The following is a 15,043-nucleotide window of genomic DNA, read 5'->3' on the forward strand; positions in this document are numbered from 1 at the left end:
GAAATATGGCACAGAAAGCACTACGAAAGACCGATCATCGTACCGTTTTCATCAAAACCAATACGCTCTGCAGCAGGGCTCTTGCTCAGACCGGGCATGGTGCGCATCGTGCCGCAAATAGCGTAAACATAACCGGCACCTGCGGCAAGACGAACCTCGCGCACAGGCAAAGTCCAACCGGTAGGTGCACCCTTGAGGGAAGCATCAGAAGAGATCGACAGGTGGGTCTTTGCAATCACCACAGGTAGATGCGAATATCCCAGATCAGCAAAACGCTTAAGCTGCTTTGCCGCTGCGGGAGCAATCGAGATGCCGTCTGCCCCGTAAACCTTAGTAGCAACCTTCTCAAGCTTAGTTTCGAGAGAATCCTCAAGATCATAGGTGTACTCCAGGTTCGAAACGTCGTCGCAAGCCTCAGCAACCACATTTGCCAGGTCAATCGTACCCTTGCCACCCTCAGCAACACCATGATGGATAGCTACACGAGCGCCAGCCTCTTCGGCAATACGGCGAATAGCTTCATGCTCAGAATCGAAATCGGTGGGGAACGCGTTAATAGCTACCACCGGCTGCACACCGAAGTCACGCACAATCTCAATGTGCTTCTTCAGGTTAGTAGCCCCTGCTTCAACGTCGGCAGGGTTCTCTTCAAGCATGCCTTCAGGCAGCGGCTTGCCCGGCACGATCTTGTACAACCCCGAGTGCGACTTGAGAGAACGTACGGTGACAACCAGCACAGCAGCATCAGGCTTCAGCCCTGAGATGCGGCATTTGACGTTGAAGAAACGCTCAGCACCCATATCTGCCCCGAAGCCTGCCTCAGTAATCACGTAGTCGGAGTATTCCAAGCCAACGTAGTCAGCGACAACTGAGGAGTTACCGGTAGCGATGTTTCCGAAGGGGCCCGCGTGAATAAGTGCCGGGGTGTGTTCGAGAGTCTGAAGCAGGTTGGGGTTAATGGCATCCGCCAGAATAACAGCCATTGCGCCGTCAGCCTTCAAATCGGCGGCGGTGACTGCCTCACCATCGTAGTTCAGACCGATAACAATCTTTGCCAAACGTTTGCGCAGGTCCTCAAAGGAGGTTGCCAGCGAAAGAATCACCATGATTTCAGAGGCACTGGTAATATCAAACCCGGTCTGTCGGGGCACGCCATCAATACGCTCACCCAGACCGACTACGATGTTGCGCAGGGAGCGGTCGTTCATGTCGATAACGCGGCGCCACTCGATGGCACGGGGGTCGAGGCGCAGGTCATTACCCTGGTGCAGGTGGTTATCGATCATGGCGGCCAGTAGGTTGTGGGCTGCGGTAACGGCGTGGAAATCACCGGTCAGATGCAGATTTAGCTTCTCCATGGGAACGATCTGCGAGTAACCGCCGCCAGCGGCACCGCCCTTAATACCGAAGGTTGGTCCCATGGCAGGCTGGCGAAGCGCCAGCGCAGCTTTACGGCCGGTCTGGGCGAATCCCTGTGCTAGCGAGACAGAGGTTGCGGTCTTACCTTCGCCGAGCGGTGTGGGAGTTACAGCGGTAACGACAATGTACTTGGAACCGCGCTTTTGGGCGGTTTCTGCGTTGGTGCTTTCGTCGAGCAGGACCTTGGCAACATATTTACCGTAGGGCTCCAAACGATCTTCGCTGATGCCGTTCTCGGCGGCTATTTCGGTGATGGGCTTAAGCTCAGCAGCGAGAGCAATTTCGAGGTCGGAAGGGAAAGGCTTGTTCGTCATCATTGTCCTTAACAAGTAGAAACCAACAGTTCCATATCCCATTCTATGCTCTAGCTCACGGATTGTCGCCTAAATTTATATGTGAGATATACGGCGAGGAAAATATGCCATCTTGCGGAAGGTCTCTTGACACAATGTTCCCAGGTCAAAGACGAAGCAACTCCCACGCTCATGATTCAGTAGTTCATGCTCGCAGGAGTTTCTTCGCTCTAAAGTAAATATAGTTACTACATAGTCAGCAGCACCTTGGTCGCGGTACGCTGATCCATTACCTCATAGCCCTTGGGAGCTTCGTCGATGGGCAATACTAGGTCGAAGACCTTACCGGGTTCAATCTCACCCTTGTAAATCAGGTCAATCAGGGTCGGCAGGTATTTACGGACCGGCGCGGGGCCTCCTTCAAGATGAACTTGCTTGCCGAAGAGCACATCGGTACCGATCGAGCTGTCGTGGGGCACGCCTACGAAACCGATGTAGCCGCCGTGGCGTACGCATCCGAGGGCTTGGTCAAAGGCCTGCTGAGTACCCACAGCCTCCACAACACCGTGCGCTCCCACCCCGTCAGTAAGCTCTAGAACCTTGGCGATGCCTTCTTCACCGCGTTCTTCCACTACATGGGTTGCTCCGAACTGCTTAGCTAACGCCTGACGCTCGGGGTTGCGAGACATTATGATGATCTTTTCAGCACCCAGCTGCTTAGCCCCAATAACTGCGCCCAGACCAACAGCGCCATCGCCTACCACAGCAATGGTCTTACCTGGGCCAGCCTTGGCGGCGTCGGCTGCATACCAGCCAGTACCCAGCACATCGGATGCCGCCATCAGATGCGGAATCTGCTCTGCGGTAGGGTATGCGGGAGTCTTAACCAAAGTGCCGTCTGCGAAAGGAATACGGGCGTATTCCGCCTGGGTACCGTTCGAGCGCATACCAATGAAACCATCGCCCGCAGCAATGGCATTAAGGCACCGTGACGGGTAACCATCCTGGCAGGTTGCGCACTCACCGCATGAGATGCAGAAAGAACCAACGACAAAGTCACCAGGCTTGACGGTCTTAACATCGTCGCCAACTTCGATAACCTCACCGATATATTCATGACCCATCTGCTGATGGTCTACAGGCTGCGCGCCACGGTAGGGCCACAGATCAGAACCGCAGATGCAGGATGCGGCAAGTTTAATAACGGCATCCGTGGGTTCCAGGAGGGTGGGCATGGGGCGGTCTTCTACGACGACCTTACCGGGTTCTTCCATAATGACTGAACGCATTAGCTGTACTCACTTTCATGTAGATGCTTTAAGTTTTAACCAGTCGTTGTATTAGAGTACGCCCTTCGAGTTACTCGAAAGCAAGCGCTATGGAAGATAAAAGGTATGTTATTCCACGTGTATTTTTGAGAATAAAACTTAGTATCTTATACCTTTGGAGTGCCGTGAGATACTGGAATTATGAGTTACAGCGTCAAAGAAATCTCAGAAAAGCTTGACATAAGCCCGCATACGGTACGGTATTACAGCGACAAAGGCCTTATTCCCACTGTGCAACGAGATGAACATGGACGGCGTGTTTTCACCGAAGAATGCGTGGGGTGGTTTGAAACGATTCACTGCTTACGTGCATGCGGTATGAGCATTAACGATGTCAAAGCCTATGTAGACCTCTGCCGTCGTGGCGTGTCTACAGCATCGGAGCGTTTACACATTATCGAACATTACGCACACGTTGCCCGTCAGCAGCTACTTGATGCCCAGCGAAGGATTGATTTTGTGGACCGAAAAATTGCGTACTACCAAGATTTAATGGCGCAAGAGAATAAGAAGCATGCATAACCTAGCGCTCAATTTATTAGTGAATATCGAATATAAATCGGGGTACCCCACACCATATAGGTGAGGTACCCCGATCATTATCCCTCTCAGAGAGTATGTGTGAAAGACCCGTCTACCCAAGCTATCTTTTGATACTCTCTAGCATTGGATCTCGCCACCTTACACAGGCTGGATCTTCTTCTTATTCATGAAGGGTTACCTGCGATGCAGGAAGCTGCTGCACCTTCAAGGACGATGCAGGAGCATTGGTGTAAACCCTTACCTTAACGGTGCGCCCTTCCATGGTGCACTTATCGGGCGCTCCAAGCACGGAGCCCTCAACAGTGGCCACGTGGAGAGTACCGTTACTTTCAGCAGCTTCGGCACGTACATCAAAACAAGTTGCGGTACCGGTCGGTACGCTAAAGGTAATCTCGTGATCACCCGTCACCTCATAATCCGACCAGTTAACAACATGTTCATGTTCCAAGGGGACGGAGTTCGAATCATGTACTGCCGGAGCTGAGATACCTGCATCCGAGCTAGTTGCCGGAGGAATGACCGGAACGAACGCCTGCACATATGCAGAAGCTGCGGGGGCGGACAGCATCGAAGCGCCCAACGCGAGAGAGACGGCGCCGACCCCGACCAGGGTGGCACGCCGAACGGCTGACAGCGTAGTCTTAAACATGAGCATCGCTCCTTTGCTCGACAATTGCTTGCACCTCCACCCTATAAGTTTTTAAATCTCAAGTGAAGAGTTACATAAAGATGACACACCCAAGATTTAAAAAATTTTTACGAGTCTCCTAGACTCCCCTGAATTTGACGCACAAAACCCGTATATTCCCTACGTTTTCAAGGAAATATACGGGTTTCTTAAAGTTATATCTTCCTGATCTCAGAATCAGTTTTTGAGACTAAAAATCCCAGTCCTCATCCTCAGTGTTCACGGCTTTACCGATCACATAAGATGAGCCAGATCCCGAGAAGAAGTCGTGGTTCTCGTCGGCGTTGGGCGAAAGAGCCGATAAAATAGCAGGCGAAACATTGGTCACGCTCGCCGGGAACATCGCTTCATACCCCAGGTTCATGAGAGCCTTATTCGCGTTGTAGTGCAGGAACTTCTTGACGTCTTCGCTCCAGCCCACACCGTCATAGAGTGAATGCGTGTAGGATACCTCATTCTCATACAATTCGTACAGCAGGTTGAAGGTGTACTCCTTAAGTTCTGCCTGCCGTTCCGGGCTCTCTTTTGCTAAACCACGTTGGAATTTATAGCCAATGTAGTAGCCGTGAACAGCCTCGTCACGAATAATCAGACGAATCAGATCGGCGGTATTCGTCAGTTTAGCGTGCGCCGACCAGTACATGGGCAGGTAAAACCCTGAGTAGAACAGGAAGGACTCCAGCAGCGTAGAGGCAACCTTCTTCTTGAGCGGATCATCCCCCGTGTAGTATGCGAGAATAATCTTCGCCTTCTTCTGCAGGTGCTCATTTTCGGAGGCCCAACGGAAGGCATCATCAATCTCTTTAGTCGAACTCAGAGTCGAGAAAATCGAAGAATACGACTTAGCGTGCACCGACTCCATGAAGGCAATATTGGTGTATACAGCTTCTTCGTGCGCAGTGACTGCATCCGGCAAAAGAGACACAGCACCAACGGTGCCCTGAATAGTATCCAGCAGAGTCAGCCCCGTAAAAACACGCATGGTCAACTCTTTTTCTTCCGCCGTCAAGGTCTTCCATGAGGGAACATCATTGCTCAGCGGAACCTTTTCAGGCAACCAAAAGTTACCGGTCAAACGGTCCCATACCTCAAGGTCTTTATCATCTTCAAGGCGGTTCCAGTTAATAGCCTCAATCGGGTGGTCGACGAGGTGCACTTTTTCACTCATGTGTATCTCCCAGATTGGATGTCACGCCCACACAGGCATGTAATGTTTTCTAAGTTACTAATCGAGTCTGTTTCGGGGTGCAAGAAGAACCTCTTGCACCCCGAAACCCGTAAGATGCTGATTCATTTACAGCATGCAGGATACGCAGCCCTCAACTTCGGTGCCTTCAAGAGCCATCTGACGCAGACGAATGTAGTAAATAGTCTTGATACCCTTACGCCATGCGTAAATCTGGGCACGGTTAATATCGCGAGTGGTCGCAGTATCCCGGAAGAAGAGAGTCAAAGACAGACCTTGATCCACGTGCTGAGTTGCCACGGCATAGGTATCTATGATTTTCTCGTACCCAATTTCGTAGGAGTCTTGGAAGTATTCCAGGTTATCGTTCGTCATGAACGGTGCCGGGTAGTAGACTCGCCCCAGCTTGCCTTCCTTACGAATCTCAATCTTAGAAGCAATCGGGTGGATCGAAGAAGTCGAACCGTTGATGTACGAGATAGATCCGGTGGGCGGAACGGCCTGCAAGTTCTGGTTGTACATGCCGTATTGGGCTACATCGGCGGCAAGCTGAATCCAGTCTTCGCGGGTCGGAATATGATGCTTAGCAAACAGCTCACGTACCCGTTCGGTCTGCGGTTCCCATTCCTTCTCAATGTACTTGGCGAAGAACTCACCGTTAGCGTACTTTGAACTCTCAAACCCTTCAAAGGTCACGCCGCGCTCCTTGGCGATCTCCATGGAAGCGCGAATAGCATGGTACGTCACCGTGTAGAAGTAAATATTGGTGAAGTCCAGACCTTCTTCGGAACCGTAGTAAACGTGCTCACGCGCCAGGTACCCGTGCAGGTTCATCTGCCCCAGACCGACCGCGTGGCTCATATCGTTACCGCGTTCGATAGACGGCACGGAACGAATATCGGATTGGTCGGAAACTGCGGTAAGCGAACGAATAGCGGTTTCAACGGTTTTCCCTAGGTCGTCACCGTCCATGGTCATTGCGATGTTGAGAGACCCAAGGTTGCACGAAATATCTTTCCCAATTTCGGCGTAGCTCAAATCGTCGTGGTAAATCGACGGCTTTGAAACCTGCAGAATCTCCGAGCAAAGGTTAGACATGATGATCTTGCCTTCAATCGGGTTAGACCGGTTAACCGTATCCTCAAACATCACGTAGGGATACCCGGACTCGAACTGCACCTCAGCAATGGTCTGGAAGAACTCGCGCGCGTTGATCTTGGTCTTGCGAATCCGCGAGTCATCCACCATTTCGTAGTACTTCTCAGAAACGTTGATATCTGAGAAAGCTACTCCGTAGATACGTTCTACATCGTAGGGCGAGAACAGATACATATCTTCGTTACGCTTTGCCAGCTCGAAGGTAATATCAGGAATCACAACGCCCAAAGACAGGGTCTTAATGCGCACCTTCTCGTCTGCGTTTTCACGCTTAGTATCTAAGAAAGCATAAATATCGGGGTGATGCGCGTGCAGGTAAACCGCGCCTGCACCCTGACGAGCCCCCAACTGATTTGCATATGAGAATGCATCCTCAAGGAGCTTCATCACAGGGATAACACCGGATGATTGGTTCTCAATCTTCTTGATGGGAGCCCCAGACTCACGTAGGTTCGTGAGGGCGAACGCGACACCGCCTCCACGTTTTGAAAGCTGCAGGGCAGAGTTGATGGAACGGCCAATCGACTCCATATTGTCCTCAATACGCAGCAGGAAGCAGGAAACGAGCTCACCGCGCTGCCTCTTACCAGCGTTCAGGAAGGTCGGGGTTGCGGGCTGAAAACGACCGGAAATGATCTCATCTACGATCTCTTCTGCAAGTTTTCCATTGCCTTCAGCAAGAAGCAGAGCCACCATGCATACACGATCCTCGAAACGCTCCAGGTAACGCTGACCGTCGAAGGTCTTGAGCGCGTAGGAAGTGTAGAACTTGAAGGCGCCTAGGAAGGTGGGAAAACGGAACTTGGCCGCATAGGCACGTTTGAAAAGAGACTTCACAAAGTCAAAACTGTACCGGTCGAAGAGTTCCGGCTCGTAGTACTGATTCTCAATCAGGTACTCGATTTTTTCTTCGAGATCGTGGAAGAAAACCGTGTTGTTATTAACATGCTGAAGAAAATACTGACGTGCGGCTTGACGGTCGGCGTCAAATTGGATCATGCCGTTTTCATCGTAGAGATTCAGCAAAGCGTTCAGCTCGTGGTAACTCATACCTTTGAATTTGTCAGGTACCGCTTTGGAGCTGTGTCCGGCACCGAGAGTCTCTAGCGCTGAAGGCAGTTTTGCGTCCAAAATTCTTCCAATCCTTTGTTTACTTTTTCGACATCTGAGGGGGTTCCCATAAGCTCGAACTTGAAGAGCAAGGGAACATCGCATTTCTTCGCCACAATATCTGCTGCGATTCCGAAGAGAGATCCGAAGTTTGTATTTCCCGATCCGATAACACCGCGAAGCTGGCGACGGTTCTCTTCGTCATTCAGGAATTTGACGACCTGCGGGGGAACATTGCCTGCCCCTTCTGGTTTCCCGTATGTGGGTACGCACAGCACATAGGGTTCGTGCATAACGGGAGTCTCATCCTTAGTTCGCAGAGGAAGGCGCACGTTTCGTGCCTGTAGTTTCTCAACGAACTTGTGTGTGTTGCCTGAAATTGAGGAGAAGTAGACAACGAGCGGCAAATCCTTACCCAACGAGCTTTGAGTCGCTCGGCCCTCAGCAGCATCACGTGCCTGAAGAATAATCTTCTGAATCTCAGCGTTCTCATGCGTAGGATTTTGTGCGAGGGGGGTGCTCATATTTCTCCTTACTCCACGATCAAATACCCACGGAAATTCTGTGGGTTGAGTCGTGCTTGACGCTGCCGCCTATGCTAATGCAAGCGCGTTAATCTTGTCAGGCTGGAATCCTGACCAATGCTCTTCACCGGCGATGACGACCGGTGCCTGCATGTATCCGAGGGACTTAACCATCTCTAGCGCCCGGGAATCTTCCGTAATGTCTACTTTGTCGTAGTTGATGCCCTTGGCGTCTAGCGCCCGGTAGGTCATGTTGCACTGAACGCACTGCGGTTTGGTGTACACGGTCACTACCATCGGTTTTCTCCTTGTCAGCCCCAAGGCGGAGCGTAATTGCGTGAATACTTTGTGTGCAAGGCAGAGGATTCTTGTGCTTGATGAGACTTCCTTTAGCTCTAGAAGACTGGAAGCATTTCGTCATCGACCGCGCAAAGAATCGAGCCGGGTATTAATACTACATGTTGTGTCTGAAAATTTCTCTGGCACAAGATGCTGTGGTGAAGTGTGGATGTTTTGTTCGAGAAACCCACACGCGAGCACAAGGACATTCAGTTTATCCACACCTCAGGAGAGTGTAATTCCGCTAATTATTGCGGACAATACAGAGTTATCCACATATCGGCTCTGTGAGCGGAACGCGCATCGCTCTTTTAAACTGAAAATCTGTTCTGTTTTTTCAGGGCGAACAGGTCTTTATGTGAGATTTCTGGCATTGTTTCCCTCTTGATTTTTAAGCTTTTATACCCATTCCTTGATTCTCTGCGGAACGAGACTGAAAAACTCGACTGGATTCCACCTACATGCGTCGTGTTGGAAGGTTTTTATGGCTTTTGAGAGTATGGCAAAGATGTGATTAAGAAATTTTTGAAACATTCAGATGATCGGCGTGTTGTTGGGTTTTTGTGAGAGAAATCGTCAAACCCATTAAAACCCACATCTCGTATGAGGTCGGTACAGTTCGCCTGTGGATAAGCGTAATGATCTACTGTCTCAATAGTTGATCTTCCCCTGCCAGCCCTCAAGATGAGGTCATCTCTTCCCCACACCACAGAGAACAGCCATACAGATGTACAACCTAATACGTGCTAATACGTGTTTAGAGAAGTCCTCGCTCACGAAGCAGTCGGCTCAACGTATGCCCATCATTCGCCTCCATCCACAATGGAGAATTTGTCATTTTTTGCGCTCTCTGATCGCTCCAGACCCGCCCAGAGGCGAGAACGCTCTCCCCCACCGTGAGGTTACGAATCATAATAGCGGCGACGTTCTGCGGGTAGCGCACCGCAAATCCGTTGTATATATCCGGGTCACGCTGTCCGTCGTCGCCGATAAGAATCCACTGCATCTGGGGAAATTCTTGGGCAAGTCGTTTTAGAGAGTTCACTTTGTGTTGGGACCCCGACCTAAACCAGCGGTCAGGAGTTGGCCCCCAGTCTGTTAATAGGAAGGTTCCACGCGGGTAGCCATTGCGGGTCAGAAAGCGACGCAGTGTCGGTGTGATATTCCAAGCGCCAGTGGAAAGATACATAAAAGGTGCCTGAGGATGTGCTCGATGAATGCGGTCCATGAGCACCGCCATGCCCGGGGTCGGAATGCGCGCGTGCTCATCCAGTACAAAGGAGTTCCACGCAGCGACAAGAGGACGCGGCAACATAGTCACCATAACGGTATCATCGACGTCTACGATAACCCCGATTTTCTGGGATTCCGGGACGATATAAACATTAGTTTCAACGGCGCGGGAACCCGGTACATACATGATGACCTTATGCATTCCGGCCGGTAAGTCTAGGTCAAGGCGCACATCCAGCACTCCACCACGGTCGGTTTGTACCTCAAACGTATGGCCCGCAATAAGAATAGTCACGTACACATCCGACATGGCAACGGTGGTAAAAGCCCGCCACCCGCGCGTCGGGTTATCGGTATCTTCGGTGCCTTCCACCACGTGTAGGAGTTTTTCAAAGGCAGCCGTTTTATAGAGGGCACGCCCAAGAATACGCACCCACCCGGATTCAGTATCTGTGGCTACCCGTCCATATCCTTCAGATGGCACCACAATAGGCTCACGCCCGTGAGCCACAGCTCGCTGTTCACGCCAACGATGCACGGCATCGCCCATACGATACCCTAGGTTAACGGCTTCACCGGCAACTTCGGTGACCACGCTGCGCAATTCTTGTGGGCCTAGATTCTCCATGCTTTCTAGTTTTCCATATCTTGCAATAAAACACCCTATTTTCAAGTTCGACCTCTAAAGCGTCCTCATCAATTAGTTTCTTAGCCGCTTAATCTTCTTCTCAGGGGGGGTATTCAAACGGGTTTAAAGAGAAAAGGATCTCGGTTCCCCTCTACTGTGGAGACCGAGTCCTTCTCTTTCGTCGTTAGGGCTGCTACGGATTTAGTGTGTGCGATAGATCAGATACTCTCAGCCGATGAAGGAACAAGTATCAGTTCAGTGCTCACCACTTTCTAGTGATGCTCAGACTGCCCGGATTCTTCAGTATGCAGCTGGAATGGGCCTGAGCTGAGTTTTACCTGGCAGTACGCCGCGCCTTTACCTTCTGCCTGTTCTACGTGGTGCACAGGCTCTTCTTCGCCGGTAACTTTGATACCGCATTTCACTACGTCATTAGGGTTATCCGCATAAACAGCCACCTGAATAACCTTGCCAGCCAACTCATGGTTATCAGCCGAAGTCAGCCGATAGTAGTTAGTTTTCGCTTCTAGACTCTGCTCGGCAGAATTGATTTCTTGACCGTCTTGAAAGATCCGAAGCTTTCCAGTTTGAGCCTTATAACCATTATGTTCACTGCCGTTTAGGACCTCGGCGGAGACGGTAATATCGCCGCGATTTCCATAGTCTGGAGCGGAATTCAGAGACAAACCGGGCACAACTTCTGCGGAGCACCCGGTGAGTAACGCAACCGAAGCGGCCGCAACGAGAGTAATTTTCTTGACCATATGTCCATGGTAACAGTAGGCTACAGGCGAAAACGCTAGATGATGCAAGGTTTCAGCGTTGTACCCGTACTAGTTAAAATCTGACACTTTCGCAAAAGCGTCGATTGTCATCTCTTGAGCTAACCGCACGTTATCCTTAAGAGTATGCCGCACTCTCCTTCACGCCGTCTGCTTCTCGCTGGTTCTCTCGGTGCATTAGCACCGATTATTTTTGCCTCCACGCCCAAGACTATTAATGCGACTACTAGCGATTTTTCCTCTACCGCTCATGAAACACAGGATAATGTTCCTGAGTCGCTCACGTTCTCTCCCGCAGCGCCGCCAAAGCCGAATGCAGGTTTCAACGTAGCAACTATTGCGAAACAGCCATGGTCTGCCCCTATGACCCGCCTGCCGGGTGAAGGACGTTATATCGCGTGGACCGTTGACGATGGAGTCAGCCCAGAAACAATTCGAGCCTACGCAGAATTTGCTGCGCGTACCGGTGTGCGCCTAACCTTCTTTGTCAATATGACCTATGTGGGGTTCACTCAAAATGTTGATGTGCTTAAGCCGCTAGTGCAAACCGGACAGCTTCAAATTGCAAACCACACCTTTAGTCACCCCGATTTAAAAACTCTCAAAGATGATCAGATTAAGCACGAACTAGAGAAGAACGAGGCTGAGATTCAAAGAGTTTTTGGGGTCTCGGCAAAGCCCTATTTTCGTCCCCCCTACGGCAGCTATGATGCGCGAGTGCTCAAAGTAGCCGCTAGCGTAGGATACACGCGCCCGGTGCTGTGGGAAGGAACTCTCGGAGATGAGGCCAAAACCTCAGCGCGTGTTATCTATATGCGATCGCTCAAATACGTTCTGCCGCAACGAATCCTGTTAGGGCATCTGAATTTCACGACCATTATTCCGCTTCTTGATCGTCTTGCTGGGCTAGTCGCCGAGCGTAAGCTCATCACGGTCACACTCAACGACTATTTTGAGGGGCTAACCGAGGAAGAACGTAAGGCCTCCGAACCAAAACCCGAAGATAAGAAGGACGAAAAGAAAGAAGAACCAGCTTCCCCAGCTCCGGCCGCGGGATCTGGTCTTGGCACCACCGGAAATTAGAAACATACAGGATTTTAAGAAATATGTGCATCTTTGACCGTAGGTACAGCAAACAGTTAAAGAGGCACATGTTTTGATCTAGCATCATTTGCTTTGGTTGCCATAGGAACAGCCATGCCCACCGAATCCGCAGGTTGTTCCTTCCGCTCTCCCCTTGGAGGCATTAGAGCTTTGAAGCCGTGTTCGGTCTTACAGGGCTCATAATTTAGGGCTAGTGAGTTTCAGTCCAAACCCGGTTGAGCCCTTCCAAAATTGCCGCGGACGGTTGAGCTCCGTTAATAACCCACTGCGCTTCAATCAAAAAGAAAGGAACGCTCGTGATGCCCAATTCCTGTGCCACGCGTTCGTCAGCGCGCACATCCTCAGCATAGTGGTCGCCAGCGAGTATTTCATCAACCTGACGTGAATCGAGACCGATTTCAGCGGCAATCTTCCGAATGGACTCGTGTTTTTCAATGGAGCGTCCCTGCGTAAAATATGCTTTTTTGAAAGCCTCTTGAGCCTCTGCTGCTTTCCCCTGTGCAGTTGCGTGATGAATAATACGGTGAGCATCAAAACTATTGCCGTACTTTGCGATGCGCCAGTTAAAATCCAAGCCCACTTCTTGGGCACGTTCTGCTATTCCTTCTTGGGTAGCAATAGATTCCTCTAGGTTGAGAGAATATTTCGCGGCAATACGTTCAGCAAGCGGCAAAGCATTATCTTCCCGGGCATTTTGGTCGAGCTCAAAGCTATGCCAACGAACCTCTACCTCATCACGGTGCTCAAATTGGGCGAGAGCTATTTCAAAATTCCTCTTACCTAAATAGCAGAAAGGGCAAACAATATCTGACCAAATATCTACGCGCATCATGTACCTTTCAAGAGACTAACGATTACGCCGGTAAAACTCGCACAGCACTAATTTATTCCAGCGTACGTTCTACCCGTAATAGTCACGCAAGGTTACGGGGGTAAGATTCCGTTCGTCCAAAAGCATTTTGATCTTATCGAGCACTTCAATAACTCCGGGGTAGTTCAAATGGCCAATGAGAATAGTCTGCGAGTTCGCATATTTTTTGGAATATGCGTATATTTCTTCGGCAGGTATGGGTGAAGAATCAGCTAAAGACCCGTACCAGAGAACCGCCCTGTCGAATCCTGCACCTGCTGCAGCCTCAAGCACACGAGAATCATAGTATCCGTATGGTGGGCGGTAATATGGTTTAGAAGACACGCCGAAAAGTCGCTGTATCTCTTCGTCATTTTTCGTTAATTCTTCGGCAATTCCTGCATCATCTAGCGTAGTCAGCGCCGCATGCGACCACGTATGATTGCCGATTTGAATCTGCCCTGATTCTACCAACGGTTTAAGAACGTCTAGGTTCGGTTCAAAAGCGTTATATGACCCGTTGATAAAGAAGGTAAGCCGGGTTCCCGTTCGGGCGGCAAAATCTGCGTAGGCGCGCACAACATCAGGGCTTTTCCCGTCATCAACGGTCCAAGCAATATAGTTCCCTGTACCTTCCAAAGCGGTTTGCGGTTCATCCCACGGGTGCGCCACCTCTATGGGATTTATCGACTCCGGCAAGGCCACTTTCTGCTGGTCATCCTCTTCTGAGGAATCTAACGCTGGCGCCGAAGATGCAGAGGACGAATCTACCCATGATGCTGATTCCTCAATGCCCGCGACCTTTTCATCTCGTGTTACGGCGTAAGGCACGCCTGCACCCAAAAGCGGGGTGAGCATACCTAAAACAGCCGCTCGGCGTGGTATACGGGTGAAACGATCCGCCGATTTACGATGTGGGGTTTCGTTGCTTGGACTCTGGTGTTTATATGGGTACATATACTTCTACCCTATCGTGCTCTCGTGTAGAGGCATAGTGCTTTTACATAACTTATAAAGTTGGGCGGGAACGTTCCCACCCAACTTTATATAACGTAACTATTAGGATTTATTTCTTTTTAGGTTCGCAAGCGATACCATCACCATCTGAATCAAGATGAGTTCCATACCCCGGCTGTCCGCGGTATAAAGGCGCAGCCCCTGCCGCCCGTGCAGCAGCACAATTTTTGTAATAGACACCACCACCGTTATTTACAGGCGCAGGCTGTTCTGGAACCGGGGCAATATGCCGCTGCTGCGCCGAAGTCTGCGCAGGCACGGGTGCAACAGGTTGCTGCTGCACGGGATCCTGTTGCTGTTGAACCGGAGAAGGTTGTTGAGCTGCCTCGGGCTGAGGGGCAGAAGTAGAGGCGTCATCAAGAGGTACCTCGACAACATCCTCATGCTGTTCAGCGTCAGCAGTGGCAGCTGGTTCTGGCGTTACTTCAGAAATAGTGGGAGAGGTAGTTGGAGTAGGGGTTGGTGACGGAGTTATGGAAGCCGTAGGGCTTGCAAAGGTGCTCGTAGAGGCCGTCGCAGAGATTGATGGGGATGAAGAAGGGGTTTGTTCTTTGCGGGCATTATTGCCGGAGCATCCGGTAAACAACACAGCACCAATAAGCGCCACCGCGACAATGTGGTTTCTCATATACAATTATTCCTCATGAATGAGTGGTGAATAAATCCTCATGGAGAGCTACCGTAGCTCTCTGTACTAGTTTAGCCTAAACTTATGGTCTCTAATACTCCGTGTTTTTATATTTGAGAAATTCCCAATGGAGTCGTATCTTGACATATGTTTCTTAGAACAGGTTCATCATTATGAAGTTTTTATCTCTGATGTTATAACGAATGTCTTCTC

General features: G+C 50.5%; 14 protein-coding genes. 2 read left to right on the forward strand and 12 right to left on the reverse strand.

Features of this window, described 5'->3' with window-relative positions:
- Positions 1-20: 20 nt before the first annotated feature.
- Together HMPREF0733_RS09805 and HMPREF0733_RS09810 are read right to left on the reverse strand one after the other, a co-directional pair.
- Positions 21-1,733 (reverse strand): formate--tetrahydrofolate ligase, encoded by a 1,713-nt coding sequence (locus HMPREF0733_RS09805; RefSeq protein ID WP_041321801.1) that lies wholly within the window; start codon positions 1,731-1,733, stop codon positions 21-23.
- Between the two features lie 227 nt (positions 1,734-1,960).
- Complete coding sequence (locus tag HMPREF0733_RS09810) at positions 1,961-3,001, reverse strand: zinc-dependent alcohol dehydrogenase family protein (RefSeq protein WP_041321802.1); 1,041 nt, start codon at positions 2,999-3,001, stop codon at positions 1,961-1,963.
- A gap of 180 nt (positions 3,002-3,181) precedes the next feature.
- On the opposite strand from HMPREF0733_RS09810, the gene HMPREF0733_RS09815 reads away from it, so the two are divergent.
- Positions 3,182-3,562: a MerR family transcriptional regulator gene (locus tag HMPREF0733_RS09815; protein ID WP_013399167.1), complete on the forward strand. Its 381-nt coding sequence runs from the start codon at positions 3,182-3,184 to the stop codon at positions 3,560-3,562.
- Positions 3,563-3,743: 181 nt separating this feature from the next.
- On the opposite strand, the gene HMPREF0733_RS09820 is transcribed toward HMPREF0733_RS09815, so the two are convergent.
- From HMPREF0733_RS09820 to HMPREF0733_RS09850, 7 genes are all read right to left on the reverse strand, one after another.
- Entirely contained in the window at positions 3,744-4,232 is a 489-nt protein-coding gene (locus HMPREF0733_RS09820) for a CTP synthase (RefSeq protein ID WP_238382356.1), read from the reverse strand.
- Positions 4,233-4,461: 229 nt separating this feature from the next.
- The gene (nrdF, locus tag HMPREF0733_RS09825) at positions 4,462-5,439 is read right to left on the reverse strand and encodes a class 1b ribonucleoside-diphosphate reductase subunit beta (RefSeq protein WP_013399168.1); all 978 of its coding nucleotides are present in this window, start codon (positions 5,437-5,439) and stop codon (positions 4,462-4,464) included.
- A 126-nt stretch (positions 5,440-5,565) separates the two neighbouring features.
- Positions 5,566-7,746, reverse strand: a complete 2,181-nt coding sequence (gene nrdE / locus HMPREF0733_RS09830; RefSeq protein ID WP_013399169.1) for a class 1b ribonucleoside-diphosphate reductase subunit alpha — start codon at positions 7,744-7,746, stop codon at positions 5,566-5,568.
- Positions 7,719-8,249: a class Ib ribonucleoside-diphosphate reductase assembly flavoprotein NrdI gene (gene nrdI, locus HMPREF0733_RS09835; protein ID WP_013399170.1), complete on the reverse strand. Its 531-nt coding sequence runs from the start codon at positions 8,247-8,249 to the stop codon at positions 7,719-7,721. The genes nrdE and nrdI overlap by 28 nt, the downstream gene beginning before the upstream one ends.
- A 69-nt stretch (positions 8,250-8,318) precedes the next feature.
- Positions 8,319-8,546, reverse strand: coding sequence for a glutaredoxin-like protein NrdH (gene nrdH, locus HMPREF0733_RS09840; protein WP_004004799.1), 228 nt, complete (start codon positions 8,544-8,546; stop codon positions 8,319-8,321).
- A 799-nt stretch (positions 8,547-9,345) separates the two neighbouring features.
- Positions 9,346-10,449 carry an App1 family protein gene (locus HMPREF0733_RS09845; protein WP_013399171.1) on the reverse strand — a complete coding sequence of 368 codons (1,104 nt, stop codon included), beginning with the start codon at positions 10,447-10,449 and terminating at the stop codon, positions 9,346-9,348.
- Positions 10,450-10,721: 272 nt separating this feature from the next.
- Complete coding sequence (locus HMPREF0733_RS09850) at positions 10,722-11,213, reverse strand: hypothetical protein (RefSeq protein ID WP_013399172.1); 492 nt, start codon at positions 11,211-11,213, stop codon at positions 10,722-10,724.
- 144 nt (positions 11,214-11,357) lie between these two features.
- Between HMPREF0733_RS09850 and HMPREF0733_RS09855 the strand changes: the two genes are divergently transcribed.
- Positions 11,358-12,314 carry a polysaccharide deacetylase family protein gene (locus HMPREF0733_RS09855; RefSeq protein WP_013399173.1) on the forward strand — a complete coding sequence of 319 codons (957 nt, stop codon included), beginning with the start codon at positions 11,358-11,360 and terminating at the stop codon, positions 12,312-12,314.
- 211 nt (positions 12,315-12,525) lie between these two features.
- On the opposite strand, the gene HMPREF0733_RS09860 is transcribed toward HMPREF0733_RS09855, so the two are convergent.
- The 3 genes from HMPREF0733_RS09860 to HMPREF0733_RS09870 all read right to left on the reverse strand — a co-directional run bounded on the left by HMPREF0733_RS09860 (position 12,526) and on the right by HMPREF0733_RS09870 (position 14,830).
- A complete protein-coding gene (locus HMPREF0733_RS09860) occupies positions 12,526-13,167 on the reverse strand; it encodes a DsbA family oxidoreductase (protein ID WP_013399174.1) in 642 nt (213 codons plus the stop codon).
- A gap of 69 nt (positions 13,168-13,236) precedes the next feature.
- Positions 13,237-14,142 (reverse strand): polysaccharide deacetylase family protein, encoded by a 906-nt coding sequence (locus HMPREF0733_RS09865; RefSeq protein ID WP_013399175.1) that lies wholly within the window; start codon positions 14,140-14,142, stop codon positions 13,237-13,239.
- Positions 14,143-14,251: 109 nt separating this feature from the next.
- Positions 14,252-14,830, reverse strand: a complete 579-nt coding sequence (locus HMPREF0733_RS09870; RefSeq protein ID WP_013399176.1) for an excalibur calcium-binding domain-containing protein — start codon at positions 14,828-14,830, stop codon at positions 14,252-14,254.
- Positions 14,831-15,043 lie beyond the last annotated feature (213 nt).

It is taken from the genome of Rothia dentocariosa ATCC 17931, assembly GCF_000164695.2.
Classification (GTDB): Bacteria; Actinomycetota; Actinomycetes; order Actinomycetales; family Micrococcaceae; genus Rothia; species Rothia dentocariosa.

Bases quoted from the DNA above. Each gene is read 5' to 3' on its own strand.
- HMPREF0733_RS09870 (WP_013399176.1), bottom strand. From the start codon at position 14,830: ATGAGAAACCACATTGTCGCGGTGGCGCTTATTGGTGCTGTGTTGTTT.
- nrdF (WP_013399168.1), bottom strand. From the start codon at position 5,439: ATGAGTGAAAAAGTGCACCTCGTCGACCACCCGATTGAGGCTATTAAC.
- HMPREF0733_RS09845 (WP_013399171.1), bottom strand. From the start codon at position 10,449: ATGGAGAATCTAGGCCCACAAGAATTGCGCAGCGTGGTCACCGAAGTT.
- HMPREF0733_RS09865 (WP_013399175.1), bottom strand. From the start codon at position 14,142: ATGTACCCATATAAACACCAGAGTCCAAGCAACGAAACCCCACATCGT.
- HMPREF0733_RS09805 (WP_041321801.1), bottom strand. From the start codon at position 1,733: ATGACGAACAAGCCTTTCCCTTCCGACCTCGAAATTGCTCTCGCTGCT.
- HMPREF0733_RS09850 (WP_013399172.1), bottom strand. From the start codon at position 11,213: ATGGTCAAGAAAATTACTCTCGTTGCGGCCGCTTCGGTTGCGTTACTC.
- HMPREF0733_RS09810 (WP_041321802.1), bottom strand. From the start codon at position 3,001: ATGCGTTCAGTCATTATGGAAGAACCCGGTAAGGTCGTCGTAGAAGAC.
- HMPREF0733_RS09855 (WP_013399173.1), top strand. From the start codon at position 11,358: ATGCCGCACTCTCCTTCACGCCGTCTGCTTCTCGCTGGTTCTCTCGGT.
- HMPREF0733_RS09820 (WP_238382356.1), bottom strand. From the start codon at position 4,232: ATGTTTAAGACTACGCTGTCAGCCGTTCGGCGTGCCACCCTGGTCGGG.
- nrdI (WP_013399170.1), bottom strand. From the start codon at position 8,249: ATGAGCACCCCCCTCGCACAAAATCCTACGCATGAGAACGCTGAGATT.
- HMPREF0733_RS09860 (WP_013399174.1), bottom strand. From the start codon at position 13,167: ATGATGCGCGTAGATATTTGGTCAGATATTGTTTGCCCTTTCTGCTAT.
- nrdH (WP_004004799.1), bottom strand. From the start codon at position 8,546: ATGGTAGTGACCGTGTACACCAAACCGCAGTGCGTTCAGTGCAACATG.
- HMPREF0733_RS09815 (WP_013399167.1), top strand. From the start codon at position 3,182: ATGAGTTACAGCGTCAAAGAAATCTCAGAAAAGCTTGACATAAGCCCG.